Genomic DNA, 25,043 nt, shown 5'->3' with positions numbered 1-25,043 from the left:
TGCAAAAACGGAGGGCTTTCGTCTTTCGGTGCGAGTGCTTTGACTTGCTCCTGCTCCGCGCGGGGTGCCAGATCCTCACGTAAAGCTTGAAGGGAGCTCACTCCTCACCGGGCCGAGACGGTCTCGGCGCCGAGCGCAGGCTGGGGCGGTCGATCATCGGCTCGTCGGCGCTGGGTGACTCGGACGGCGGTGGAATCGGGGCTCGTCGGTCAGGGTCGACTTGGCCGCCGCTCTCCTCGCGCTGGAGCTGCTCCATCAGGTCCTCGACCTGTTGGGGTTGGGTGGGCTCGGTGGTGCGTCCCTCGTCGAGATGCTCCGTGCCTCCTTGATCCTCTTCGGGCGGCTCTTCTGTTTGCTCCTCCTCGATGGCTCGAGCATCTTCGTCGTTCTCGTCGGCGGTCTGCTCGTCGCCGGTTTGCTCGTCGTCGAGCGGGCCGCCTCCCTCGCGAGGAGATGGACTATCGGCGGGCTCGACGGCGATGACCTCGGCCTCGGGGGCCGTGTCGGCGCGAAAGGCGGCCTCCTGATCTGCATCGGCGCCTTCCGGGACTTCGTCGGGCGGTGGACCAGGCGGCTGCGGCTCGGACATAGGCTGTTGGGGGTCGATCTGGGGGTCGTACTCGTCGGGCTCCTCAGTCGATGGCTCTCGGTCGGCTTCTGGCGTTTCCAGATCGGGCTCATCGAGCTCGTCCGGCTCGGTGTCGGGCTCGGTGTCGGGCTCCTCGCCGTCGGTCTGCGACTCGTCGCCTTCGATCGGCCCACCGCCCACTGCGCGCGGCTCTTCGACCTGGGTGGCGTCGTCGTAGCGCTGCGCCTGCTCGGGGTCATCCTCGGCGAAGATGGCCCAGATCCCCACCGCCACCAGTACCAGCAAGACGGCGGCCATCACGCCCGTTGTCGAGGTCAGGAAATCTCTCATTGTTCCCCCTCAATCAGTAGTAGCCGTAGAAGATCCAGTATGGCGCGTCTTCTTCTCCCGGTCTCATCGGCGGGGTAGGCTCTCGCGGCGCCGGGCGCTCGAGCGCCGGACGCTCCTCGATCACCGTCCCCGACGGCACGTCGTACTCGTACTGCTGCACGGTGCCCTGGGAGGTGTCGATGATGCCCAGGCTCGGAGGACCGGACGGCTGCTGCGCGGCCCCCGTCTGCTGCTCGAGCGCGGCGGTCTCGTCCTCCAGCTCGGCCTCCCAGGCCTCCAGGTCCGCCTGCCACTGCTCGAGCTCGGTCTCGCGCTCGTCGAGGCTCGCCTCGCGTTCGTCGAGGGCCTGCTCGCGCTCATTGAGCGCCTGCTCGCGCCCGTCGAGCTCGGCGGCGCGCTGCTCGAGTTGTTGCTGGAGTTGGTCTTGCTGAAACTCACCCTGGACTTGGTCGGGCGAGAGCATCTGGCCGTCGGTCTGCTGTTGGGGGCCGGTTTGTGGGGGCTGTGGTGCTTGTTGAGTTTGTTGCGTTTGTTGCGTTTGTTGCTGCCCATTTTGCGGCGGCTGCGCGTCGACAGGGCCGCCGCCGACCGCCTGCTGCTGGTTCTGCTGGGTCTGCTGGGTCTGCTGGTTCTGTGGGGGCTGCTGTGTCTGCTGCTGTGTCTGCTGCTGGCCGGACTCCGCACCTACCCGCTGGCCGTCGATAAACGTCTCATTTCCGTGAATCCGAACGTTGAACGGCTCGTCGGCGCCATCCTGCTGGTCCGCCTGATTCTGGCCCGCCTGATTTTGGGCGGTTTGTGTCTGCGCGCTCTGTTGGGCGAGCAGATTCCAACCTGCCAGCCCCGCCAGCGCGACGCCGGCCAACATCAAAAGCGTCAGCCCGGTCGAGAGGGATTTGGGCATCGCGTCCTCCTGCTCCACTGCGTAGCGAATCGCCACGCGCCGGGCGCACCGACGCGTTGCAGAGAAAAGATGGACACGAAAACTTCAGTGTCATCAGAGGTTTAGGTGGGGCGTGTCAATCTGGCTGGGCGCCCTTCGTAGGCGCAGCCTGCTCGGCAGGCTTCTCCGTCTCGACGGGCTTCTCGACCTTGACGTCCGTCGGCCCGAACGACCCGAACGCCTCTCCGGCTCCGTTGGCGATGAGGTCGCGGAAGAGGAGGATGAACACCAGCACACCGACCAGGGTGAGGACCTGGGCGAGGATGAGCCAGCGGCTGTTCTTCTTGCGTGGGATGCGGCGTCGGCGTCTAGCCATGTGCTACTCAGTGCTCAATTTGCTCGATGCGGTCCGGAATGGTCTCCGAGGCGCTTCGAATGTCTTTGATGTGCATCTCGAGCCGTCCCCGGCCGCGAAAGACCGAGTAACGAGGCGAGAAGGCGATGGCGACCGAGTCGCTCAACAACGGCTCGAGCCCGGCCAGCGAAAAGCCGATGCCGTCGAGGGCACCGGTGCCGTCGCGAAAGCGTGCGCGCAGGTGATTGGTCCCGACCACGCGCACTCGCGACGCCTGACTCTGCGGCGCCAAAAAGATGGGCTCGCGGTTGCCGGTGCCAAAAGGCTCGAGGCGCTTGAGGTCGCGCACGAACCGATCGTCGAGGCTTCCAAGCTCGACTTCACCGTCGAGGCGCACGCTCGGCTTGGGCAGCGGCTCGGCGTCGAGGAGCCGGTCGGCGGCCTCGTTGAGGCTGTCGCGAAGCTCCTCAAGGTTCTCGGCCACGAACGATAAGCCCGCCGCCGAGGTGTGGCCGCCGTAGGTGCTCAACAGTTCGGCGGACTCGTCGAGGATGCTCAGAATATCGACACCCTCGATGCTTCGCGCGCTGCCTTTGGCTTCGCCGTCCTCGATGCCGACCATGATGGTCGGTCGGTGGAAGCGATCCATGAGGCGGCTGGCCACGATGCCGAGCACACCCCGCGGCCAATCAACACCGGCCACCACCAGAATCTTCCGCAGCGCGTCGACCTGCGACTGCGCCTGGGGCAGGGCGGACCCGAGGATGCCGCGCTCGAGCTCCTGCCGGTCGCCGTTGAGCGCCTCGAGCCTTTTGGCCAGCTCGAGCGCCTTGCGGTAGCTGCGCGTGGTCAAAAGCTCCACGCAAATGGACGCGTCGCCGAGGCGCCCAGCGGCGTTGAGACGCGGCGCGAGCCCGAAGCTGACCGTCTGGGTGTTCACACCGCTCTCGGGCCGCGAGACGCGCTCTAGGAGCGCTGAGACGCCCGCGCGCTTGCGCTGGGCGAGGATGTCGAGGCCGTGATGGACATACAGGCGGTTCTGGCCCACCAGCGGCACGACGTCGGCGATGGTGCCGAGCGCGACCAGGTCGAGTAGGTCGCGCACATCGGGCTCGGGCACGTGGCGAAACACCCCGCGGCTTCGAAGCTCCTTGCGAAGCGCGACCACGAAATTAAAGACAACGCCCACCGCCGCGAGTTCCTTGAAGGCGTAGTCGCAGTCTATTTGGAGCGGGTTGAGGATGGCGTTGGCCGGCGGGAGCACCTCCGGGACGCTGTGGTGGTCGATGACGACCACGCGCAGGCCCAGGTCGCGGGCGAGCTTGATCTCTTCGACGTTCGACACGCCGCAATCGGTCGTCACGAGCAGGTCGCAGCCCTCGGCGGCGAGCCGGCGCACCGTCTGCGCGTTGAGCCCGTAGCCGTCCTGGTCGCGAAGCGGCACGTAGTAGCCCACGTTGGCGCCCAGGGCGCGCAAAAACGTGTAGAGCACCGACACGCTGCACACCCCGTCGACGTCGTAATCGCCGTGAATGACGATGCGCTCACCGCCGTCGAGCGCGACGAGCATCTCGCGCACCGCGCGCTTCATCCCCTTCATGGTGAAGGGGTCGATCATCTGGCTCAGCGTGGGGTTGAGGAAGTCGTGGGCCGCCTGCGGCTCATAGATGCCGCGCTGGACCAACAGACGCGCTGTCAGCGGATGGAGTTCGAACTCCCGGCTCAGCCGCACACACTGCTCGGACGAGCAGCGTTTGAGCACCCACTCCCGTGGATTTCTGGGAAGCCCGGAATTCAAGATCAACCACCAAACAGCTTGTAGCCATTCACATTTCGTCGATTACGAAGAAAAACACTAGTGTACCGTTCGGTAAAAGGCAATGGCGGGAGGCGTGGCGCCTGGCGGCGAGGTCGTGGGTCTTGGACGCAAAAAAGGCGGTCCTTGTGAAAAGGACCGCCTTTGCGGGCTTGCGCCTTCGAGACTGCGCGGTGGCTTACGTCAGGCCACGGGCGTCTTGCTCTTCTGGGTCTCCAGAATCTCGTCTGCTTCGCGACGCGCTCGCAGGAAGTTGTCCATGCGAATCATGATGGGCGAAGCGACGAAGACCGAGCTGTAGGTACCGATGACCACGCCGACGATAAGGGCGATGGCGAAGTCTCGGATGAGACCGCCACCCAGCACGGCGATGGCCACGACCGCCAGAAGGGTCGTCAGACTGGTGATGATCGTGCGGCTGAGCGTCTCGTTGAGGCTGCGGTTGACCAGCTCCTCGGTCCCCTCGCTGGTCGACGACTCGAAGTTCTCGCGGATACGGTCGAACACGACGATGGTGTCGTTGAGGCTGTAGCCGACGATGGTCAGCAGCGCGGCGATAATGGGCAGCGAGACTTCGATGCCGGCGACCGTGAAGAAGCCGACCGCGATGATGACGTCGTGGCCCAGCGCGGCGACCGCGCCCGGTGCGTAGCGAACGTCGAAGCGGAAGGCGATGTAGATCAGGATGAAGAGCAGGGCGACCAGAATCGACAGGATACCGGCGTTTCGGAACTGCTCACCGACGCGAGCGCCGACGGTCTCCATACGCTCGAGGCCGGTCGTCGGGTTGAAGGCGTCGCCGAAGTTTTTGGCGAACGACTCGACCACGTAGCGCTGCAGGTCTTCAAAGCGAATCTCGTAGCGGTGGATGCCGTCCATGCCGATGGGCTTGACCTCGACATGCTGCAGGTCGGCCTTCTCGACGGTCGACTTGATCTTGGACGGGTCAACTTGGCTCGCGAAGGTCACCTCGGCGCGGTTGGGCTGCTCGATGGACCATTCCCATTTTTTGACGTCACCCAGGCCCTGCAGGTTCTTTTCGACCTTCTCGGCCTTTTTCTCGTCCATGACCGACACGGCGCGGGTCTGGACGAGGAAGCGGTTCTCCTCTTCGGAGCCGTAGCGCTGGACCACGACATCGGGGAGGACCTGATCGGCGGCCTTGCGCACGTTGTCGGCTTCGACATCCTTCTCGAACTGCAGGATGATGTCACTGCCGCCCTTGAAGTCGATGCCGTAGGTCGGCCCGATGAAGACCACCGCCAGGATGCTCGCTAGCAGGAGCAGGCCGGAGAACGCCAGGAACTTGGTCTGCTTGCCGACCAGCTCGAAGCGAGTGTCTGATTTAATCAGTTCGAACATCTTATTGTTTCCTCGAAAGCTTTCGTCTTCAGTCAGTCTGATTGCACAACCGCACGCTTAGATGCTGACACTGTCAGCATTCTTGGAGCTTCCGGCGCCCCAGGTGTCGAAGAGCAGTCGGGCAATGAAGACTGCCGTGAAGATGGTGCTGACGATTCCGATGAGCAGGGTAACGGCAAAGCCTTTCACGGGGCCGGTGCCGTACTGCATGAGCACGAGCGCGGCGATGCCGGTGGTGATGTTGGCGTCCATGACCGCCGACAGCGCCTTGTCGAAGCCCGAGTTGACCGCCTCGAAGGCCGAGCGGCCGGCGCGCACTTCCTCGCGGATACGCTCGTAGATAATGACGTTGGCGTCGACCGCCATACCGACGGTCAAGATGATGCCGGCGATACCGGGCAGCGTGAGCGTAGCGCCCAGCGAAGCCAGGCCTGCCATGATGAACATCACGTTGAACGTGAGGGCGGCGACCGAGATGACGCCTGCGCCTCGGTAGTAGATGAGCATGAAGATGACGATCAGGATGCTACCCACGAGCAGTGCACGCGTACTCTTGTCGATGGAGTCGGCGCCCAGGGTCGGGCCGACGACCGTCTCGTACTGCATTTCGATGGGAGCGGGCAGGGCGCCGTGGCGGAGCACGATGACCAGGTCTTGAGCTTCCTGCTGGATTTCCCCGAACGACTGCATCGAACCCATGGTGATCTGGGCGCGACCGCCCATGATGGGCTCGTTGAAGACCGGTGCGCTCTGCACGTTGTCGTCGAGCATGATGGCCATGCGCTTGCCGACGTTGTTCGAGCTGAGCTCGCCGAACAGCTCGGCGCCCTTGGTGTCGAAGTTCAGCGCGACGTACGGGCGGTTGAACTGCTGGTCGATGGCCACGCGGGCGTCTTGGATATAGTCACCGGTGAGCTTGGTCTCGCTGAAGACGTAGTAGGTCTTCCAGTACGAGCGCTCCTCGTCGATGATGCCCTCGGCCTTGTTCTTGTAAATCGGGTGATGCTGGTAGCCAATCTCGTGATTGGCGTCCGTCTTGCCCTCGAAGAACTGCTTGAGCGCTTCTTTGCTGCGGTGGGTCACCGACAGGTCACCGCCGCCGATGCGACGCAGGTTGAAGCCCTGGGGCAGGTTGCCCATGAACTGCTGGAAGTACGCGTCGGTGCCGTCGTCGTCGAGCATCTTGAACTCGAGCTGGGCGGTCTGACCGATCAGCTCCTTGGCGCGCTCGACGTCGTTCTCTTTGAGGCCGGGCAGCTGCACCACGATGTCGCTCTCGCCGCGACGGGTGATGCTCGGCTCGGCCACACCCAGCGCGTTGACGCGCTGGCGGATCGTCTCGATGGCCTGCTGGACGGCGAACTTCTTGGTCTCTTCGATGTACTCTTCGTTCATCGTCAGACGCACCATACCGCCACCCATCTCCGTCTCCTGGAGGTTGGTGAGGTACGACATGAAGTCTTCGTCGATCAGCGCCGTCTTGGTCTCGTCGGCGAACTGCACGTCGATGAAGAACTCACCTTCGGGGTGAGTCACTTCGACGTTGAGGCCGGGCTCGTCGTCGACCAAGCGGGCGCGCACATCGCGCGCCATCCGGTCGAGCTTGTCCTGGACGGCCTTGTCGACGAGGACCTTGTACTGCAACAGCAGTCCACCCTGCAGGTCGAGCCCCAGGGTCAACGGCTTGCCGTTCTCCATGATCCATTCGACGGCCGGGCCCTCGAAGTTTTTGACCTCGCGATCGAGGTCGCCATCGGCGGCGTCGAGGATCGTCGGAACGAGCCCGTAGACGGCCAATAGCACCGCGATCAGGACGATGGTCCACTTAAACGTCTTCCCACTCATAGTTCCGAAACTCCGTTCGGAGGGCGATTCGGCGGCGAGGTCACCGGAGCCGGAGCACCCCGCATGCCTCGCATGCACGTGTAATAGATTTCGTTACTTAGCTTGCTTTTTCTTCGGTCTCTTCCTCGTCCCCATCGCTGAGGTAGGAAGTTTGCGACCCTTCGACTTGCTGGCGCAGCACCTTGATTTTGGTGTCGCGGGCGATGCGCACGGTCACCGTCTGCTCGTCGACTTTTTCGACCGTGCCGAAAATGCCGCCGGCGGTGACCACCTTGTCACCCTTCTTGAGGGCGTTCAGATACTCCTGGTGCTGCTTGTGCCGCTTTTGCTGCGGACGAATCACCAGCAACCAGAAGATGCCGAAAATCAAGATGAAGGGGAGGAGTTGAACAATCCATCCACCTTCGGGTGGCGCCTGAGCGATAATGATGTGTTGCCACATACTGTGTCGTCTCCACGAAAAATGAGGGCGCTCTAAGGTCGGTAGGGAATAGCAGCCAAGCCTAGTGAGGTCAAGCCCGCGCCCATACCAACCGACTGGAGGCCGGTAAGTATTTCTTTCTGCTCGGATTTCACCTCTCCGCAAAGGAGGTGAATCCATACGTCAACTGCCTACGCGTGTTCTTTGCGGGCGTAATACTCCTTGCGGAACGCCTCGAAACGCCCCTCGACGATGGCCTGGCGCGCGGTGCGCGTCAGTTCGAGGAAGTAGTGCAGGTTGTGCAGCGTGCACAACCGCGCCGACAAGATCTCTTGGGCCTTATACAGATGGCGCAGGTACGAGCGCGTGTAGTTCTGGCACGTGTAGCATTCGCAGTTGGGGTCGAGCGGGCGCATGTCCTCGGCATAGACCGCGTTGCGAATTTTGACCACGCCCTGGCTGGTAAAGCACTGGCCGTTGCGGGCGTTGCGCGTGGGGATGACGCAGTCGAACATGTCGACCCCGCGCGCGATGCACTCGACCAAGTCGTCGGGTTTGCCCACCCCCATCAGGTACTTGGGCTTGTCGTGGGGCATCAACGGCGTCGACAGCTCCACGGTCTCGTACATCTTGTCCTTGGCCTCGCCCACGCTCAGGCCCCCGATGGCAAAGCCGTCGAAGGGCAACTCGCACAGCTCTTCGATGTGCGCGCGGCGAAACTCGGGGCTGGTGCCCCCCTGTAAGATCCCGAACAACGCACAGTCGGTGCGCGTGCGCGCCTCCAAGCAGCGCGTCTCCCAGCGCGTGGTGCGCGCCAAGCTCTCGCGCATGTACTCGTCCGAGCAGGGCAGCGCCGGGCACTCGTCGAAGGCCATCATGATGTCGCTGCCCAGGACCTCCTGGATTTCGATGACCTTCTCGGGGGTAAAGAAGTGGTACGAGCCCTCGATATGGTCTTGGAACTCGACACCGTCCTCTTTGATCTTGCGCAAATCCTCGAGGCTGAAGACTTGATAGCCCCCGGAATCGGTCAAGATCGGCCCGTCCCAGTTCATGAACTCATGCAGGCCGCCGTGCTTACGGATGATGTCGAGGCCTGGCCGCAGATACAGATGGTACGTGTTTCCAAGAATAATCTGCGCACCGATCTGGTCCGTCAAATCTTCCGGCGTCATCGCCTTGACGGTGCCTTTGGTGCCCACGGGCATGAAGATCGGGGTCTGAAACCGCCCGTGGGCTGTTTCGACCTCGCCCGCGCGCGCCATTCCGTCTTCGGCGTGCACCTCGAAAGAAAATGTCTCACATTGTACGGTCATGTCGGGTCCGCTCACAAAATCAACATCCCATCGCCGTAGCTATAAAAGCGGTAGCGCTCCTCGATCGCTTCGGCGTAAATCTGGCGCATGAAATCGTAGCCGGCCAAACCGGCGACCAGCGCGAGCAGCGTCGAGCGGGGTAGGTGGAAGTTGGTCACCAGTCCGTCGCACACCTCGAAGTCGACGCCGGGATGCAAAAAGATGTCGGTGCGCCGCACCCCGGGCTCGAAGGGCTTGTCGCGGCGAGCTTCGGCCTCGAGCGCACGCATGCTGGTGGTGCCGACGGCGATGATTCGCCCGCCAGCCTCGCGCGTCTCTTCGATGGCGCGGGCCAACTCGGCCGAAATCTCGTACTCCTCGGAGTGCATCTCGTGCTCGGAGAGGCGATCCGCAGATACCGGACGAAACGTGCCAATGCCCACTTGTAGCGTCACGAAAGCCCGCCGAATCCCGCGCTCCTCGAGACGCTCCAGCAACTCCTCGCTGAAGTGCAGTCCAGCGGTGGGAGCGGCGACCGCGCCGGGTTTGGCGGCGTAGACCGTCTGGTAGCGCTTTCGGTCGTCGGCCGTGGCCTCTTCAGCCTCGCCCAACGTCTTTCGACGCTTGAGGATATAAGGAGGCAGCGGCATCTGGCCGACCTCTTCGAGGAGGTCGACCGGCGCGCCGTCCCAATCTACTTCGACTTCGGCCTTGCCCGCCTCCCACTCGCGAACCACGAAGGGGCCGGCGTCGCCTGCATCGGCGGTCAACTCCATACCCGGGCGCAGTGCGCGCGAGCTTCGGGTCATGCACCGAAAGACGACTGTTCCGCCGGCTTCCTCGGTCCATCGATCCTCACCGCCGGGCTCGATGATATCGAGCACGAGCATCTCGACGGCCCCACCGGTCTCCTTCTTGGCCATGATGCGCGCCGGGATCACGCGGGTGTTGTTGAACACCAGCAGATCCGACGGCTCTAGGTAGTCGGGGAGATCCGAAAACTGCACGTGTTCGATCTGGGCCGAGTCGCGCCGCGCGACCAACAGGCGCGATTCACCACGACGATCGGCCGGGTGAGCGGCGATCAGCTCTTCGGGCAGCTCGTAGTCGTATGCGTCGACCGCATCGAGGTCGCGCGCTTGCGCGTCCCGATCAGCCTCGGCGCCTTTCTGTGTTCCAGTGTCGTTGCTACTCATGAATCGTCGCACATCTCGAAATCAACGGTTCGCCAAGACGCCTATCACGAAGGTTGAGCGAGGCCAACCGAAGGTTGCTCCAATCGAGCAACGTGATAGACTGTCGTCGTCAGTACTTCTCGTGTCTGTAAGCCGCCATGTCCAGCCCCAATGACCCATCCGGTTCGCCCAAGCGAACCCAGAAGATTCGCACGATGGTCGCCGATGACTACGAGCGAATCTCTGGCGCCGACGATCCGTTCGTCATCCTCAACTTGAGCCGAGACGCGTCGCTCGACGAAGTGCGCTCGCGCTACGAGCGCTACGAGAAGTTCTACCGCGCCGAGAACTTCCAGCGCTTTGCGGACATGGATCTGACGCGAAAGGCGCTCGATATCCGCCGCGCCATCGGACGGGCCATGGTCTCTATCCAGAGCTCGGCCGACGCCGAACCCGAAGAGGCTCCAAGCGCCCCCAAGAAAGAAAAGCCGGTGCTCCCGCAGGTCGACGACGACTGCGCGGCGCTCGGCGATATCTACTTTCGAGACGGGCTGACCTATCTGAAGCTTCGCGACCTGAACTCGGCCGAGGAGTGCCTGAAAAGGGCGACGAATTACGACCCGAGCCGCGGCATCATCCTCGCCTACCTGGGTTATACCCAGTTCAAGCTTCGCAACAACGATCCCGGCGTGGTCGACGAATCGCGTCAGCAACTCGAGCGCGCGGCGAGTATGGAGCCGGATAACGCTGAAGTGTTCGTCTTGATGGCGCGTTTCGGGATCAACGTGGCCGACAAGCATTTTGCAACCCATGCGCTGGACAACGTCGAGCGCATCCGCCCCAAGCACCCCAAGCTTCGCAAACTCAAGAAGCGACTCGATAAAGTCGGCTAACGGGTCAATTCCCCGAGGTGATCAGGCCGACGAGCACTCCCCACTCGTCGCCGTCGACGAGAGCGCGAAGCCCCACCGACCAACCAAGCTCTGGGAAAGAGTAGCTATTCCCCACGGCGACCCCTGCGTCGGCGTCTTCGGGCTCCAGAAAACCCTGTACCCGAGTCCCGAATCGACCACGCTCCCAGCCCAAGCTCAACAAATGAGTGAGGTGCGCCTGCGCGGTCTCTCCACGGCGCTGGAACCCATGGATAAACGACCACCCGTCATCGAGAGAGCCTCGCCACTGCAGCGGACGCAGGAGCGTCGTTGTCGAGTCGCCGACCATGTAGAGGGTGTCGAAGTCCCCGAGTTCGGCCGCCGCGCTCGCTGACCAGAGGAGCTCGTCGCACCACTCCAGACACGCCGCGTTCGCGCCCATCTCGACTCCTCGAGCCCGCAACGCGAGACCGCCTAGCAGCCACGGGCTCTCCTCGAGAGCCTCGTCGACACCTCCACCTTCGAACACGAGTGCCGCGGGGAAGTCGACTTGGACGTCCGTGGAGAAGTCCAGCCCTTGATCGAGCCGTACGCCTGCGAGCGTCCAATCGGCCTCCCTGGCAGGGAAGGGGGGGCCCAATGGTGTGGTATCGCTGTCGAGACGTTCGAAGCCGACAAGCTCGCGAGCGACAGTCAAGCCCGGCTCGATACGATGCTCGACACTCTCGAAGCGCCCCCGGAGTGCCACACCTGTGTCGGCTGTGGCGACCACCTGGCCGCTCGTCGCAGTGCCGATGCCGACATTTTCGGCGCCGAGACCGGTTTGTAGCCAGCCGCGCAGGGCAGGGCGCAGATACCACGCCCCGCGGGAACCGAGGATTCGGTCTGCCCCAGCGCGCAGCAGCGTGGCGTGCGACCCGTCATCATCGATCAGGAAGCTGACGTGTTGTGCCTCGAAGTCGAGCCGTCCGGCCTCGCCCAATTGATGGGTGGTGGCGAGTTGCAACTCCGCGCCGAGAGCTTCGGGACGCGTTCGGACCCGGGCGGAAGGTTCGGGATGGAACACCCGCAGGCGAAGCACATGCTGCGGTCCCGACAGCGCGATGCCCGCGCGGCTCAGCCTCCATGTGCGAAATAGGGCGTCGCGTTCGATGCGGGCCGTTTGCCAAAATGTCGCCTCGCCGACCTCCTCGACCGATGCTGACAGGTGGGTGTACGGAGCGCCCCAGGCGCCGTCACCGAGCGCGAAGGGGCGCACATCGTCGGTCTGCTGCGACCAGCGAAGCTGCACGTCGAGTAGATCGTGGAAGGACCCGAGCGCGGGCACGCCCGCAGTACTCGGCTCGACCTGGCTCATCACGCCCATGCCGATCCCGTACCAGTGCGCCGGGGCGAGGACGATCTGCGGAGCGGCGCGCCAATCAGCGACGAGGTACGACGCCTCCGCGCTGGCGATGGCATCGCTGTAGACAATGGTCGGAGGCAGCCAACCCGAGACGGGTCCGGGCTCGGCGGCCGTGTAGTCTGCGAGGTAGGGAACTTCGTCGACAAGACGCATCCCTTCGACCCTCCAATGGCCCTCCAGCCAGGTCGCCGACTTTGCCGAGAGGCGCTCTTTGTCGTGGGGGCGAGCCGTTGCAAAACCGCAGCTCGTCGCCCGTATCTGAGGTTCCTTTTGATGCCAGGCGGGCTCTTCGATTCTCATTCGCTGGTCTGCGCTCAGCGAAAGAGAGCGCGCCGCCAACGTCGCTAAAGGCTGTGAGCGACGTGCGATGACCACCGAGGCGACGTGGTGACGCGGCTCGTTGTCGGTCGAAGCAATCCAGCGATCGGCGAAGAGGTGCTCCCCGTCGGCAGATACGGATAGATTCGTCGCGACCACCGCCTCGCTCGTGCGGAGCAAACGCTCGGCTCGTATCGTGCCCGCGTCGGTCTCGAACTCGACACAGCGGCACGCGAATTCCCCGGCGGAGAGCGTACAAGCCTGGGACGTTGCGGCCCCCAGAGCGCTCGCGTCGGCAAAACTCTGGGGCCCGAACGCCACGGTGCTCTGCGCGATATCGTGTAGGCGACGCTCAGTCGGCAGCCACGCCGACGGTTCATTACTGGTCTGAGAGAGAGCAGGAGAGGCAGATAAGCTCGACACGACGGTCAAAGCCAAGCTGACGGCGGCGAGGACGAGGCGAGGTGGGCGAAACGGCGGTTTCATACAGCCACGTCGACGTCAGCAGACCTCCGGGTCGAGGGCCGACCCGGAGGTGTGATTCGAGGTTCAGGGCTGGCCTTGATTCTGGCCGGCAACCTTCTCCGTTTCCTCTTTCTTAGCCGGCGCGGTGTGCGGGAAGTCGAGGTAGACGTAGCTGCCGTCTTGGCGGACGGTGGGTTGCTCGAACTTCTCGAGTTCGATGATGATTTCGACGGTGCTCGAGTCGACCTTCTTGGCCTCGACGCGCTTGACGTTTCGGTTGAAGAAGCTCGTATCGATGAACCGGCTGAAGTTGCGCGCCGAAATCTTGGTGTTCTTGACCGTGATCTCGATGACCGCCGGATTCTGTTTCCGGCGGATGTGGTAGTCGGCCTTGCGCGCCGTCTGGAAGAAAACGCGCGTGTGCTCGTCAGTGGGGCGGAAGCCGAGCCAGGTCAGCTGATTCTTCTTGGCCTCACTCGCGCCGTCCTTCTTGGCCCGCGATAGGTGAGCCACCTCGTCACGGGTGCCGGGGATGACCCCGCGGTAGAGTTGATCGACCGCCATATCGAGCGTGGTGCGCGGCGAGTTGGGCCCCTGGTTCTTGCCCGAAAAGATGGTGATGCGGTGCGAGGTGGACAGCTGCTCTTCACCCTCAGCGCCACCTTCTTGTCCGGCTTGCTGTTGATCGGCAGCCTGCTGTTGGCCGCCGCCGTTCGACTGCTGGGGCACGGGCATGCCCGGATACCAGGCCTTGGCGCCGCCCGAACTGGAACTCGACGAGCTAGCGGCGGTATCACCGCCGGCGTTATTGTCACCATAGCGCCGGATCTGCTGGGCGGACGCCGGGGAGACGAACGCCACGACCAAAATCGTCAGGAGGGCCGTGCTGGCCAAATGACGGATGAGTCTCATCGTGTATACCTCGTTGGGAGACCCGCAATATCAAAATCTTCGCGGATTACTTTGTCTTTGACGCCCACCACCGTACCACCCGCCTGCGCACAAGGGCAAGTATTTGAATGGGCGCGCCTTTGACAGCGCGCGAGCGCGACTGGTACCGTCCCGCCGATTCGAGTAAGTTCGATGCGGCATGGCAGCTTCCCCGCTGCGATGTCCGTGAATTATCTGGACTCTTTCGACCTACAACCGCATCAACCACCGAGGACGAACCATGGCAGACATCACCATCCGCAGAGCCCACGGCATGGACCACGCTGAAGCCAAAGACAAGGTCCACCAGATCGTCGATGACCTCGACTACGTCGACACCGCCAAGTGGAACGGCGACGGCACCAAGGCCGACATCAAAGGCAAGGGATTCAAGGGCGACGTCGCAGTCACCGACACCGAGCTTGTGGTCAACATCAACCTCAAGCTGTTCGCCAAGCCGTTGAAGGGCAAAATCGAAGATCAGATCAACAAGCGCATGGACAGCTACTTCGCGTGATCGCTGCCGAAGGCATACTGACCAAATCTTGGAGAGAGAACGAGCGTCATGGGCCGTAAAAAACTACTCGCCGTACTAATCGTCGCGTTGACCAGTGCTCCGGCGCTGGCGGACGCTCGCCTGTCGAAAGACCTCAAGAAAGAGCTTCAAGGCTACGTCGACACCAACGTCAAAGTCGACGACGCCGAGGCCAAGCAGGCGGCTCTGTTGACCCAGGGCCGCATCGGCGGCCGGGCGTCGCGCAAAGCCATCGAAGAGCACAAAGAGGCGAAGGACAAGCGAGTCAAGATCGCCGCCTCGATGGGGCTGATGATGGCCGGCGACCGCCGGGCTGACAACGAGCTGGTCGACCAACTCAAGGACGACTCTCAGCTCTATCTGACCCTCAGCGAGATCGTGACCGTACTTCCCGACAAGCAGGAAGCCAAGCTACTCGCGCGTGTCATCAAGAAGGCGGACGACAACCGCAAGCGCGACGTCATGCGCTATGCGGCGCAGCAGCACGGCGAGCTGTACGAAGAGCTTCTGGGCGATTACCTGACCGACCGCGACGACAAAGAGCGAGCGGCCGCGGTTGAGGCCGCTTTGTTCACCACCCGTGACGAAGCCGCCGATTACGCCCAGAAGATGGTCGACAGCCGCCGCAAGGCGATTCGTGCCGACGGCGTCAAGCTGGCCATCGGTCTGACCAACCGTCCCGGGGGCTCCAAAAAGGCGGTCGCCGCTCTCGAAGACGCACTCGGCGACCGCGAGGATGCCATCGCCGACAAGGCAGCGCGCCACCTGGTGACGCTGGGCAACAAAAAGGGCGTTGCGCACATCGTCGAAAAGCTCGGCAAGGCGAAGGAAGACGACCAGAAAAAGGAACTCGCCGAGTTTCTGCTCCAGCATGACGCTAGCGTCTCCGAGAAGGCCGCCAAGCCTTTGATGGAGTCGGAGAATAAGGACCTCAAGGCGCTCGGCTGGCAACTCGCCGCGACCGGCGCCGGAGACGAGATGGTCGAAAAGGCCAAGGAGCTGTTCTCCAGCACGAAGTACGACGAGCGCCTCATCGGCATCAAAGCGTTGGCACGCACGGGCAACAAGTCGGCCATCAGCACCCTCGGCCGAGCGCTGTTCGATGGCGACAAGCGCATTCGCCTCTACGGGGCGAAGGGCCTGGGCCGCACCGGCGACGCCGAGGCGCTGAACTTCCTCAAGAAGGCGATCGGCGGCGAGCGCGACCGGGAAGTCAAGATCGCGGTCATCGAGGCCGTGTCGCGCATCGACGACAAGAATTCGCTCAACCTGCTTCGCTTCCAGACCACTGCGCGTGACCCCCAGGTCAAGCTCGCCGTGGTCCAAGGAATTCGTCGCCTCGGCCAAGACGGTGGGGTCAAAGCCCTCAAGGTGGTCCAACAGGACCGCAATCTCGACGTCAAATGGCAGGCGTTCCTGACCGCGCTGGAGCTCGAGCCCAAGCAGGGCCTGTCGCAGATGAAGAAGGCGCTGCGCAAGCCGCCCACTGGCTTCATGAGCGATATCGAGAAGCTCGACGCCGACACCCGAGACAAAGTCGTCGAGTATCTGCTCATCAACGGCGACACCAACACACGCGCCGCCGCCATGAGCACCGCCCGGCGCATCGGCGAGCCGATGTTCGACATCTACCGCAAGGTCGTCGTCGACTCGGACGCCCCGGACAATGTGCGCCGTATGGCCGTCGTGGCACTCAGCGAAAAGCGCGATCCGAAGGACAAGTCGCTCTTCGAGAAGCTCGTGCGCAAGTCCGACAACAAGGCCATCCAGCACATCGCCGCTTGGACGCTCACCGAGTATGCCACCGAGGACCTCGAGGCGACCTTCCGCGGCCTGTTGGGCCACAAGGACCCGGCCATCAAGTCCATCGCAGCCTACGGCCTCGCCGCGGTGAACGACTGATGGTTCACGCAATCGCGTAAACGAGAAAAGGCGGCCCGTCGCGGGCCGCCTTTTCTTTTTACTCTTTTTCTTTTTACTCTTTTTCTTTTTACTCTTTTTCTTTCTATCTTTTTCGCTGCAGTTCAGAACCCGATGCGCACGCCGACCGAAGCGCTGTCGGCGCCCACGTTGACCGTCGGCTCGATGTCGGTCTCGTCGGTCGACGGTTGCTCGGACTCGGCGCCGCCGGCGTAGGTCTCATAGAGCAAGTAGCCGCCGGCCGCGAAGCCGACCGCGGCAACCGAGTAGCCGATGATGCTCATCGTGTAGGCCGAATCCATGTCGTCTTGGAGCTTGTTGGCGCGCTCGGTCGAAGCGGCGGGGCACAAGGCGTCGCCACAGATCATCGACTCGGCCTCAGAATCGTAGCTGCTGACTTGGGTCGTGCCGAGGACGCCGGCGACAAGACCCACCGTGCCGAGGCCGACTGCGGTCCAGCCAGGCACGGCATAGTTGTTCGAGGCCACTGCGCCGGGCGCTTCGACTGCTTTGGCGCCTTCGAAGTCGAAGATCACTTTCGAGACCTTGCCGCGGTGGAGCATCACTTTCTTGGACTTTTTCTGGCCGTCAGCCGTTCGTACAGTGACGGCATGTTCACCAAGCGGAAGTTTCGACAGCGTCGTCGGCCCTTGGCCGACTTTTTCGCCGTCGAAGAAGACCTCGGCGTCGGAAGCGCCGTTGACGGCGACCTCGAGCTTGCCGACGTCGCCGTACAGGAAGCCTTCGATGACCGCGCGCACGCCTTGCTTGATCTGCTCGGTGTTGCCCTCGATCGTCTTGTCGCTGACCTCGCGCACGAATTCGCCCCGGGCGAAGTCGAACATCTTGAGGCTAAAGAGGTAGACGTTCTCGGAGCGCTCGACCGAGCCGTACACGATGCGGTCACCCTCGACGAAGTCGCTCAGCCCGGCCAGACATTCGGCATTGGCGGATTCGCAACCGAGCGTCAAAATGAGGTCGTTGATGCTCACGTCGCCGCCGGGCTTGACGTGCATCTCGGGGTGCCCATCAATGGCCTCGTGCAGCGCCATATAGAAGTCGTCCATCACCGCCTGGTCGGCGTTGAAGGTCTCGAACTTCAGGATGACCACGCTGGCACCTGAACTGTCCCCTTGCTTGCCATCCTGGGCAAAGGCGGGTAGTGCGAGCAGGGTCAGGAGGATCAAAACTGCAACAGCGAAAAAGCGGTGGATCATCGTGACACCATCGATGGGAGCACTCGTCCCGGCGCTATGGCGGCATTTCAATGCCTGCGGCGCCCGGATATGTACGGAATTTGTTAGAACGAAAGTACCAGCGGTACACCAATGATTCAACTCGACTCCATCTCCAAAGCCTACGGCGGCGACCAACTCTTCGAGTCGCTCACGTGGAAACTCCCCGATGACGCCGTCCTCGGACTGGTTGGCGCCAACGGAGCCGGCAAGTCGACGCTGTTTCGCATCATCTGCGGCGAGGAGGAGCCCGACCGCGGCCGCGTGGTCATTCCACGCCACGTCACCGTCGGTTACCTGCCGCAGGAGGTCACCGAGGTCCACACCGGAAGTGTCCTCGATGTCATTCTCGAAGGGGCAGGGGAGTTGCTGGAGCTCGAGGACCGGCTCGCAGAGCTAGAGATCAAGCTCGAGGCCGCCGACGGCGCCGAGTCCGAAGAGCTGAGCCACGTCTATGGCGAGCTCCAGGAGCGCTTTCGACGCGGCGGCGGGTACTCGATTCGCGGCAAGGCACGACAGATCGCCGCCGGGCTCGGCTTCGGCGACGATGAGGTCGACCGGCCCATGCAGGAGTTCTCCGGTGGCTGGCGCATGCGCGCTCTGGTCGGTCGGCTGCTGCTGTCTGGCCCCGACGTGCTGCTGCTCGACGAGCCCACCAACCACCTCGATCTCGAGAGCCTCGAATGGCTCGAGAGCTACTTGAAGAATTACGACGGTACGATCGTCATCATCAGCCACGATCGCTACTTCTTGAACCGGCTGGCCGACCAGATTGCCGAACTCGCCAACAACACGGTCCGTAGTTTCGTCGGTAACTACGACGCCTACCTCGAGCAGCGTGACGAGCTTCGCGAGCGCTTGCAGAAAGAGCGCGAGCAACAAGAAAAAGAGATCGCCCAGATCCAAGAGTTCATCGATCGGTTTCGCTACAAGGCATCGAAGGCCCCGCAGGTGCAGAGCCGGATCAAGATGCTCGAGAAGATCGAGCTCGTCGAGGTCCCGCCCGACAACACCCCCAATATCTCCTTCGAGTTCCCGCAGCCGCCACGGGTCGGCAAACGTGTGGCGACACTCGACGGAGTGCGCAAGGCCTACGACGATAATGTCGTCTTCGACGGTCTCGACTTTACGGTATTTCGCGGCGATAAGCTCGCGCTCGTCGGGCCCAACGGCGCAGGCAAGTCGACAATGCTCAAGCTCTTGGCCGGAGCCATCGAGCCCAACACGGGCACGATCGAGCTCGGCCACCGCGTCGAAGTTTCGTACTTCGCCCAGCACTCGGTCGACCAGCTCGATTTGAGCCGCACCGTCTTGGGCGAGATGGAGGCGACCGCCTCGACCGAAGCCTTCCCGCGCATCCGAAGCGTGCTCGGCGCGTTCAACTTCTCGGAAGCGGACGTCGAAAAACAGATCTCGGTGCTTTCGGGCGGCGAGAAGAGCCGCTTGGCGCTCGCCAAGATGCTCCTGGAACCCGCGGGGTTGCTGCTCTTGGACGAGCCGACCAACCACCTCGACATCACGTCTCGTCAGATGCTCGAGCAGGCGCTGCAGAAGTTCGAGGGAGCCTTTTGCGTCGTCTCTCACGACCGCTACTTCCTCAACGAAATCGTCGAGAAGGTCGCGCATATCGAGGCCGGTGAGATCACCGAGTACGACGGCGACTACGATTATTACCGTTGGAAACACGCCCAGCGCGTGCCGTCCGACGACGAAGGAGCAGAGCTCGCCGCCGACGGCGCCGGCGATGACGCCTCGCGCCAACTGACCAAAAAAGAGATTCGCCAGCGCTCGGCCGAAATCCGCAAGCGACGCGACGCCGAGACGCGTGAACTGCGAAAGAAGCTCGACAAGATCGAATCGGAGATTGCCACGGTCGAGGAGCGACACGGCGAAATTGAGGCGCAGCTCGCCAAGCCCGAGACGTACGAAGATGGCGAACTCACCTCGAGCCTGAATCAGGAGTTTGCGGAGGTCGAGGGCAGGCTCGAAGAGCTGATGCTCGAATGGGAGGAGGTCGGCGCCGAGCTCGAAAAAATCGAGCGCCGCTACCTCAAAGAGGAAGCGGCGCTCAAACAGTAGACGAAGCCGGAGAGGGCGGTGGAGTTAATTCGCCGCCAACTCGCTGGCGGCCTTCTTCGCCTTCTCGTCCAGAATCTCGTAGTACTTGCGAAGGGTCTCGCTCGCGGCAAAGTGCCCTTTGATCCACCACTTCGGCTTGTTGCACGCCAGGCCGGCGACCGCGGCTTGCTGACCGCTCTTGTCCTTGCCGAAGCCCACGAACCACGTGAATCCGAGGTAGGGGTCCTTGTTCGACAGGGTGCCGGTCTTTCCGGCGACGGTCACGTCGTTGGGGAACGCGCGGCGGTGAGCGAAGTAGCGGCGCGCCGTGCCTTTCTCGGCGGTGCCCTCGAGCATCTTGGCCAGCACTTTCGCCGTCTTCTTCGACATCACGCGGCGCAACACGCGCGGCTCGAACTCATAGAGCGTCTCGCCGCTCGGATCGACGTACTTGTCGATGAGGGTGGGGCGCATCATCACGCCGTCGTTGGCCACCGAGGCAGCGATCAGGGCTCCGTGAAGCGGGCTCAGGTAGGTATGCCAGAACCCGGCGGCGAGGCGCGCTCGTTCGATGGGATCTTCGACGATGTCGGCCTTGCTCGTTTGGACGGGCAGTTCGAACGGAATCTCGGTGTTGTAGCCGAATCGTTCTGCCCAGACCCTCAGATCGTCACGACTGAGCTTTTTGTAGGCGAGCTTGGCCATGATCGAGTTGATCGACCAGGCCAGGGCGTCTCCCAGATCGGCGCACTTGTGGTCGCGACGCGGGTCGCCTTTGATGTTGCGCTCCGAAAGGCGGCTGCGACCACCGTGGTAGCAGATCTGCTCGGTCGGGCTGACGCCGGCACTTTCGACGAGCGCCGCGGCGGTCACGATCTTGAAGACCGACGCCGACGGCGCCTTCGGGCGCCGGGCGATCTCATCGTACGAAGACCCTTCTTTGGAGTGGCTCACCAGCGCCAGAACGCGCCCGGTGGCCGGCTCGACGAGAGCCACGCCGCCGTGGGGCACATTTTTCTGCTCGAGCACCTTCTCCATGTGGTCTTGAACCGACGGCTCGATGGTCAAATAGACCTTGCCGCCATTGGGAAGGGTCTGCACGAGCTTGTCGCCTTCGCGCTTGGCCTTGCTGATGTCGAGGCCGGCTTCGACCCAGTCCTCGGGCACCACGCGAACGGGCACCGGCTCGAACGCCTTGGCGGCCTGGGCGATGCGCTTGGCCTTGGCTTTGGCCTCAGCGGTGGCCTGGGCGCTGCCTTCCGGATCGAGGCGCCGAAGGGCGCTCTCGGTCGCCGCAGCTCGTTCGGCGCTCTCGTAGGCGCGTTGCACGTGATCTTGCGGACGCTCGTCTGCACCGGCGGTCAGTGACGTAAACGCCACCGCCATCGCGGAGAGGCCAGCCGCGCAGACGGCGAAGCGAAAAAAGTCGGGTCTAGATTGTTCTTCGTGATCAAACATTTATCCTAAATCTGGCCAAAAGAACGAGATCGGTCAAGGGATTTTTGGCGCGATCGCGCCAGGACCCGCGCTGTGTGTGCTTTAGCGTTGCCGCACTGTGGTTGTACGACATCCACCGTGGGTGTCAAACTTTTTGGGAAATATTCTCCCAAGAATTACGTTTTTTGCTTGACGACCGCCGGAGGTTAGACTAGAAATCGCCGTCCCGAGGGCGAGGTAGCATTTTTCGCCCATCGATGTGGCTACGTAGCTCAGTCGGTTAGAGCGAGCGGCTCATATCCGCTAGGTCGGGGGTTCGAATCCCTCCGTAGCTACTAAGAACACGCCAGACCCCAGTCGCCGTATGGTGACTGGGGTTTTCGCGTTCTTGCTTTCTGCGGAGGGCCCGTATTAATCTGGTGGAGGAGTTCATCCTACATATCCAAATACACCGCCGACTCACACGTTCAGCGAGTGACCATGTCCGACAATATTGAGGAAGTCCGTCGTAAGATCGACGAGATGCACGCGCGCCTCGACGAAGACACTTACTACGAGCTGCTCGAGCTCGAGCCCGAGGCCAAGCCCGGCAAAAAAGAGGTGATGAAGCAATTTCGCCTCAAAGCCAAGGATTGGCACGCCGACCGCTACAGCGGCTATGAGCTGAGCGCGGAGTATAAGCAAAAGCTCCAAGAGATTTTTGCCGCGCTCAACACCGCCCAGCAGACGCTGTCCGATATCGATAAGAAGGCCGACTACGATTTCCAGCTCGAGGCCGGCGACCAGAATATCGAGAATGTCATCAATGCCGAGGGCGCGTTCCGCCGTGGCAACAACATGCTGCAAACGGGCAGCTACAAGGGCGCACACGAGCAATTCAAGCGCGCCTTCGAGCTCAACCCGGAAGAAGACGAATATAAGGCGCACCTGCTTTATACCGAGTACCTTCAGATCCCGAAAAATGACGAGGGCACGCCGCTCAAGCGAACCCGCGCCAACGAGATCTTCGGAGAGCTCGACGAGATCAGCGAGCAGAAACCCGAGAACGATTCCATCCTGACTTTTTTGGGCGTGGTGGCGATGGGGCTCGGCAATCTCAACAAAGCGAAGGTCTTGTTCAACGAGGCGCTTCGTCACAACCGCCAAAATGTCGTCGCCAAACGACAGATTCGACTCATCAAGATGCGCCAGGAAAAAGAGTCGAAGAAGGGTTTCTTCGCCCAACTGCTCGACAAGTTCCGCTCGTGAGTAAACGGCGCGACCCGTAAACTCACCGCGGTCGCCGTAAACTTACCCGTAAATCCCCAGATGTGCCTAGAACGGCGCCTGGGGCATTTTTAGACCCTTTGGGTCCGATAATGGATATTATGTAAACTAACGTTCGTGTCGTTCGAATTGCGGTAGTGCCCTTGTCGGCACGCCACAAAAAAAACCCCGGCCGCTTTGGCCGGGGTTTTTCGTTCCTCTCCTCGAGTACGACTCAGTAGCCGTTATACATCTCGAGGCGGTCGCCGATGATGAGTTCGCGCTTCGAGTCGATGACGAGCGCGGTCGAGTAATGCTCGCGCACGTCGAGGACGAGCAGCTGACCTACTCGAGTCCACGGCACTTTTTTGTCGAGCGGACGATCGACGCCCAGGTGGATGCCCTCGTAACGCTGGTACGCGAAGAAGCGATTGCCCATGCGCACGCCGTCGGCGGCGCCCTTGTCGAGGAAGACGTACGAGTGCTCGCCGAACATGTTCCCCGGCTGCAGCGTGTCGATGACTTTGGCGACCTCGTCAGTCTCGGCCTTCGACTGCTTGACGACCTTGAGTTGACGCTCGTACGGAATCAACAGATCGCCGCGGTAGATCTCCTGCCACGACTGAGTCACCTTGACCTCGTCGTAGTACTTCTTGTTGCCCTCTTCGTCGGTCCCGGAGACCTTCGTGACGACGACGCCGCCCAAGACGACGTACTTGTGCGCGATGACCTCACCATCATCGTTGGTCAGAGTGCCGACCTCGCGCACCACGGCGAAGCGGTCGCCTTTTTGGACCTCGCCCGGATTGGCGATGGTCTCGCGCTCTTCCTTTTCAATCTCTTCTTTCTCGGCGTCGCTATATGCCCCTTCGCCCCAGCCGACCCAGGCGGTGTCGTGCTCGGCGAGCATGTTCGCCTCTTTGCGCGAGGCGACGATGCGGCCGACGTACTGGACCTCGTCTTTGGTGATATAACCGCCAAGCGGCAGGTACATGCCCTGCGGCATCGGCTCGCCGGCACCGGCTTGGTTGTTGTTGGCCTGCTGCTGGCCCGGCTGGGCCGCGCCGCTGCCGCCGGCATCGTCGCGCAGGTAGACAATATCGCCCGGATAGATCCAGTGCGGGTTGGTGATGTGGGCGTTGTAGCTCCACATGCGCGGCCACTCGTAGCTGTCGCCGTAGTAGCGGCCCGAAAGATCCCACATCGTGTCGCCCTGGGCGACGACGTGGTAATCCGAATCGCCCGACTGCTGGTGGGTGACCTGAGCGTCGGCGGTCGACACACCGGCGACCATCAGCGTGGCTGCCGCAGCGGTGCCCGCCAATGCTTGGGTGAGTCGATTAGTTGCGAGTCCTTGCACAAACTTCCACATAAGACTGATTCCTTCGTCAGTTTCCAAGCTCCGAGAGCTTTTGAGCTCCCAGCCGGCCGGCGTTGGTGGTCGGGTACCGGTTGGTCAATTTTTCGAGCAGCGCGCGCGTCTGATCAGGTTTGCCCAGTCGCTCGTACGCGAGCGACATCTTGAGCATGGCGTCGGGCACCTTGTTTCCGTCCGGCTGCTCACGGAGCACCCGCTGGAAATAACTGGTCGCCTTCTCGTACTCGCCCAAGCCGTAGTGGCACTCGCCGACCCAGTACAACGCGTTGTCCAGGTAGTTGGAGTTGGGACCGGCCTGCAAAAAGGCGCGGAACCCTTCGAGCGCGTCGGCGTAGTTGCCGCCCCGATAGTCAGCCAACGCCGTTTTATACAGGTCGAGCGGCTTGACGCCACTCTTTCGCGTCGGCTGCGCCTTTTCACGCGGCTTGGCCTCGTCGGCCTTTTCGTCACTGGTCGCCAGCTTCTCGTCGGTCACCGGCGGCTGCGCCCTTTTGCCCGACGAACGGCTGCTCGACGAGCTCGACTTTTTGGATTTTCGCGCGGGCGGCTCGCCGAAGAACTTGCGATACTCGTCCTCGGTGATGACGACTTCCTCTTCCTCCGCTCCGGAGTCAGCCTGCGCGACCGGCGCGCTTTCGGCGGGAGCCTGCTGAGGTTGGGCCTGTCGAGGCTGGGCCTGTTGGGCGCCGTACGCCCCACTCTGTTGGCGAGAAAGCGGGATGCGCGTCACCTTGCGCCGCTTGGGCGCGGGCGCCGGGCGTTGGTTCGCCTGGGGCTGAGCCTGCTGGGCGCCATAGGGGTTGCCGGCGCCGTAATACGACTCCGGGGCCGGCTGCGGGGCCTGCGCACGCGCGTTTCGGTTGATATAGGTGCCACGCTGCATGTAGCCGCGCCGCTGCAACGCGATGCGGTTCGACTCGGTCATGTCCTGTAGCAAGAAGAGCTGATCTTCGAGCTCTTCAATGCGCACGTTGAGTCGGCCGTTGGTCCGTTCGACCTCTTCGAGGCGCGATTGGAGCTGCGCGATCGTCTCTTGCTGCTGGACTTGCACTTGCGGCTTGTCGGCTGCCTGCTGGTGCGCGCATCCGGACCCGATGGACAGGCCGAAGATGGTAGGCACCAGCAAAGCCTTCAGCGGCTTTGCCAGGAGCATCTGCGGATACTTCAACTTCAA

20 protein-coding genes and 1 tRNA gene are annotated in these 25,043 nt (G+C 62.5%); 6 read left to right on the top strand and 15 right to left on the bottom strand.

The annotated features are described in order from the left end of the window. Positions 1-97: 97 nt before the first annotated feature. The 9 genes from FIV42_RS28490 to queA form a co-directional block, all read right to left on the bottom strand. Positions 98-919 carry a prolipoprotein diacylglyceryl transferase gene (locus tag FIV42_RS28490; RefSeq protein WP_141200985.1) on the bottom strand — a complete coding sequence of 274 codons (822 nt, stop codon included), beginning with the start codon at positions 917-919 and terminating at the stop codon, positions 98-100. Positions 920-932: 13 nt separating this feature from the next. After that, entirely contained in the window at positions 933-1,823 is an 891-nt protein-coding gene (locus tag FIV42_RS28485) for a MotE family protein (RefSeq protein WP_141200984.1), read from the bottom strand. A 115-nt stretch (positions 1,824-1,938) separates the two neighbouring features. Continuing rightward, the gene (locus tag FIV42_RS28480) at positions 1,939-2,178 is read right to left on the bottom strand and encodes a hypothetical protein (RefSeq protein WP_141200983.1); all 240 of its coding nucleotides are present in this window, start codon (positions 2,176-2,178) and stop codon (positions 1,939-1,941) included. Between the two features lie 7 nt (positions 2,179-2,185). Then, positions 2,186-3,955, bottom strand: coding sequence for a single-stranded-DNA-specific exonuclease RecJ (gene recJ, locus FIV42_RS28475; RefSeq protein ID WP_168211007.1), 1,770 nt, complete (start codon positions 3,953-3,955; stop codon positions 2,186-2,188). Between the two features lie 201 nt (positions 3,956-4,156). Then, a complete protein-coding gene (gene secF / locus FIV42_RS28470; RefSeq protein ID WP_141200981.1) occupies positions 4,157-5,335 on the bottom strand; it encodes a protein translocase subunit SecF in 1,179 nt (392 codons plus the stop codon). A gap of 57 nt (positions 5,336-5,392) precedes the next feature. After that, entirely contained in the window at positions 5,393-7,180 is a 1,788-nt protein-coding gene (gene secD, locus FIV42_RS28465) for a protein translocase subunit SecD (protein ID WP_141200980.1), read from the bottom strand. Between the two features lie 97 nt (positions 7,181-7,277). Further along, the gene (gene yajC / locus FIV42_RS28460; protein WP_141200979.1) at positions 7,278-7,622 is read right to left on the bottom strand and encodes a preprotein translocase subunit YajC; all 345 of its coding nucleotides are present in this window, start codon (positions 7,620-7,622) and stop codon (positions 7,278-7,280) included. 170 nt (positions 7,623-7,792) lie between these two features. Beyond that, complete coding sequence (tgt, locus tag FIV42_RS28455) at positions 7,793-8,917, bottom strand: tRNA guanosine(34) transglycosylase Tgt (protein WP_141200978.1); 1,125 nt, start codon at positions 8,915-8,917, stop codon at positions 7,793-7,795. Positions 8,918-8,928: 11 nt separating this feature from the next. Beyond that, a complete protein-coding gene (gene queA, locus FIV42_RS28450; RefSeq protein WP_141200977.1) occupies positions 8,929-10,092 on the bottom strand; it encodes a tRNA preQ1(34) S-adenosylmethionine ribosyltransferase-isomerase QueA in 1,164 nt (387 codons plus the stop codon). Between the two features lie 137 nt (positions 10,093-10,229). Between queA and FIV42_RS28445 the strand changes: the two genes are divergently transcribed. Then, a complete protein-coding gene (locus FIV42_RS28445; protein WP_141200976.1) occupies positions 10,230-10,964 on the top strand; it encodes a hypothetical protein in 735 nt (244 codons plus the stop codon). Positions 10,965-10,968: 4 nt separating this feature from the next. Here FIV42_RS28445 and FIV42_RS28440 read toward each other — a convergent pair whose 3' ends face one another. Next, positions 10,969-12,846, bottom strand: a complete 1,878-nt coding sequence (locus tag FIV42_RS28440; protein WP_141200975.1) for a hypothetical protein — start codon at positions 12,844-12,846, stop codon at positions 10,969-10,971. A 369-nt stretch (positions 12,847-13,215) separates the two neighbouring features. After that, complete coding sequence (locus FIV42_RS28435) at positions 13,216-14,043, bottom strand: AMIN domain-containing protein (RefSeq protein ID WP_141200974.1); 828 nt, start codon at positions 14,041-14,043, stop codon at positions 13,216-13,218. Positions 14,044-14,302: 259 nt separating this feature from the next. On the opposite strand from FIV42_RS28435, the gene FIV42_RS28430 reads away from it, so the two are divergent. Then, positions 14,303-14,578 (top strand): polyhydroxyalkanoic acid system family protein, encoded by a 276-nt coding sequence (locus tag FIV42_RS28430; protein WP_141200973.1) that lies wholly within the window; start codon positions 14,303-14,305, stop codon positions 14,576-14,578. Between the two features lie 48 nt (positions 14,579-14,626). After that, positions 14,627-16,498 (top strand): HEAT repeat domain-containing protein, encoded by a 1,872-nt coding sequence (locus tag FIV42_RS28425; protein WP_141200972.1) that lies wholly within the window; start codon positions 14,627-14,629, stop codon positions 16,496-16,498. A 122-nt stretch (positions 16,499-16,620) separates the two neighbouring features. Here FIV42_RS28425 and FIV42_RS28420 read toward each other — a convergent pair whose 3' ends face one another. Beyond that, positions 16,621-17,733, bottom strand: coding sequence for a PEGA domain-containing protein (locus FIV42_RS28420; protein ID WP_141200971.1), 1,113 nt, complete (start codon positions 17,731-17,733; stop codon positions 16,621-16,623). Between the two features lie 111 nt (positions 17,734-17,844). Here FIV42_RS28420 and FIV42_RS28415 point away from each other — a divergent pair, with 111 nt between their 5' ends. After that, positions 17,845-19,830, top strand: a complete 1,986-nt coding sequence (locus FIV42_RS28415) for an ABC-F family ATP-binding cassette domain-containing protein (RefSeq protein WP_141200970.1) — start codon at positions 17,845-17,847, stop codon at positions 19,828-19,830. A 24-nt stretch (positions 19,831-19,854) separates the two neighbouring features. On the opposite strand, the gene FIV42_RS28410 is transcribed toward FIV42_RS28415, so the two are convergent. Next, on the bottom strand, positions 19,855-21,267 hold the full coding sequence (locus FIV42_RS28410) for a penicillin-binding transpeptidase domain-containing protein (protein ID WP_141200969.1): 1,413 nt from the start codon (positions 21,265-21,267) through the stop codon (positions 19,855-19,857). Between the two features lie 240 nt (positions 21,268-21,507). On the opposite strand from FIV42_RS28410, the gene FIV42_RS28405 reads away from it, so the two are divergent. Continuing rightward, a tRNA-Met gene (locus FIV42_RS28405) sits at positions 21,508-21,581 on the top strand. A gap of 145 nt (positions 21,582-21,726) precedes the next feature. Further along, complete coding sequence (locus tag FIV42_RS28400; protein WP_141200968.1) at positions 21,727-22,494, top strand: J domain-containing protein; 768 nt, start codon at positions 21,727-21,729, stop codon at positions 22,492-22,494. 232 nt (positions 22,495-22,726) lie between these two features. On the opposite strand, the gene FIV42_RS28395 is transcribed toward FIV42_RS28400, so the two are convergent. Both FIV42_RS28395 and ybgF read right to left on the bottom strand, forming a co-directional pair. Then, positions 22,727-23,863, bottom strand: a complete 1,137-nt coding sequence (locus tag FIV42_RS28395; protein ID WP_141200967.1) for a LysM peptidoglycan-binding domain-containing protein — start codon at positions 23,861-23,863, stop codon at positions 22,727-22,729. Positions 23,864-23,879: 16 nt separating this feature from the next. After that, positions 23,880-25,043: a tol-pal system protein YbgF gene (gene ybgF, locus FIV42_RS28390; protein ID WP_141200966.1), complete on the bottom strand. Its 1,164-nt coding sequence runs from the start codon at positions 25,041-25,043 to the stop codon at positions 23,880-23,882.

Source organism: Persicimonas caeni (assembly GCF_006517175.1).
In the GTDB taxonomy this organism is placed as follows: Bacteria; Myxococcota_A; Bradymonadia; order Bradymonadales; family Bradymonadaceae; genus Persicimonas; species Persicimonas caeni.
Note: the sequence above shows the minus strand (reverse complement) of the source record. Positions and strands in the feature narration are given on the sequence as shown.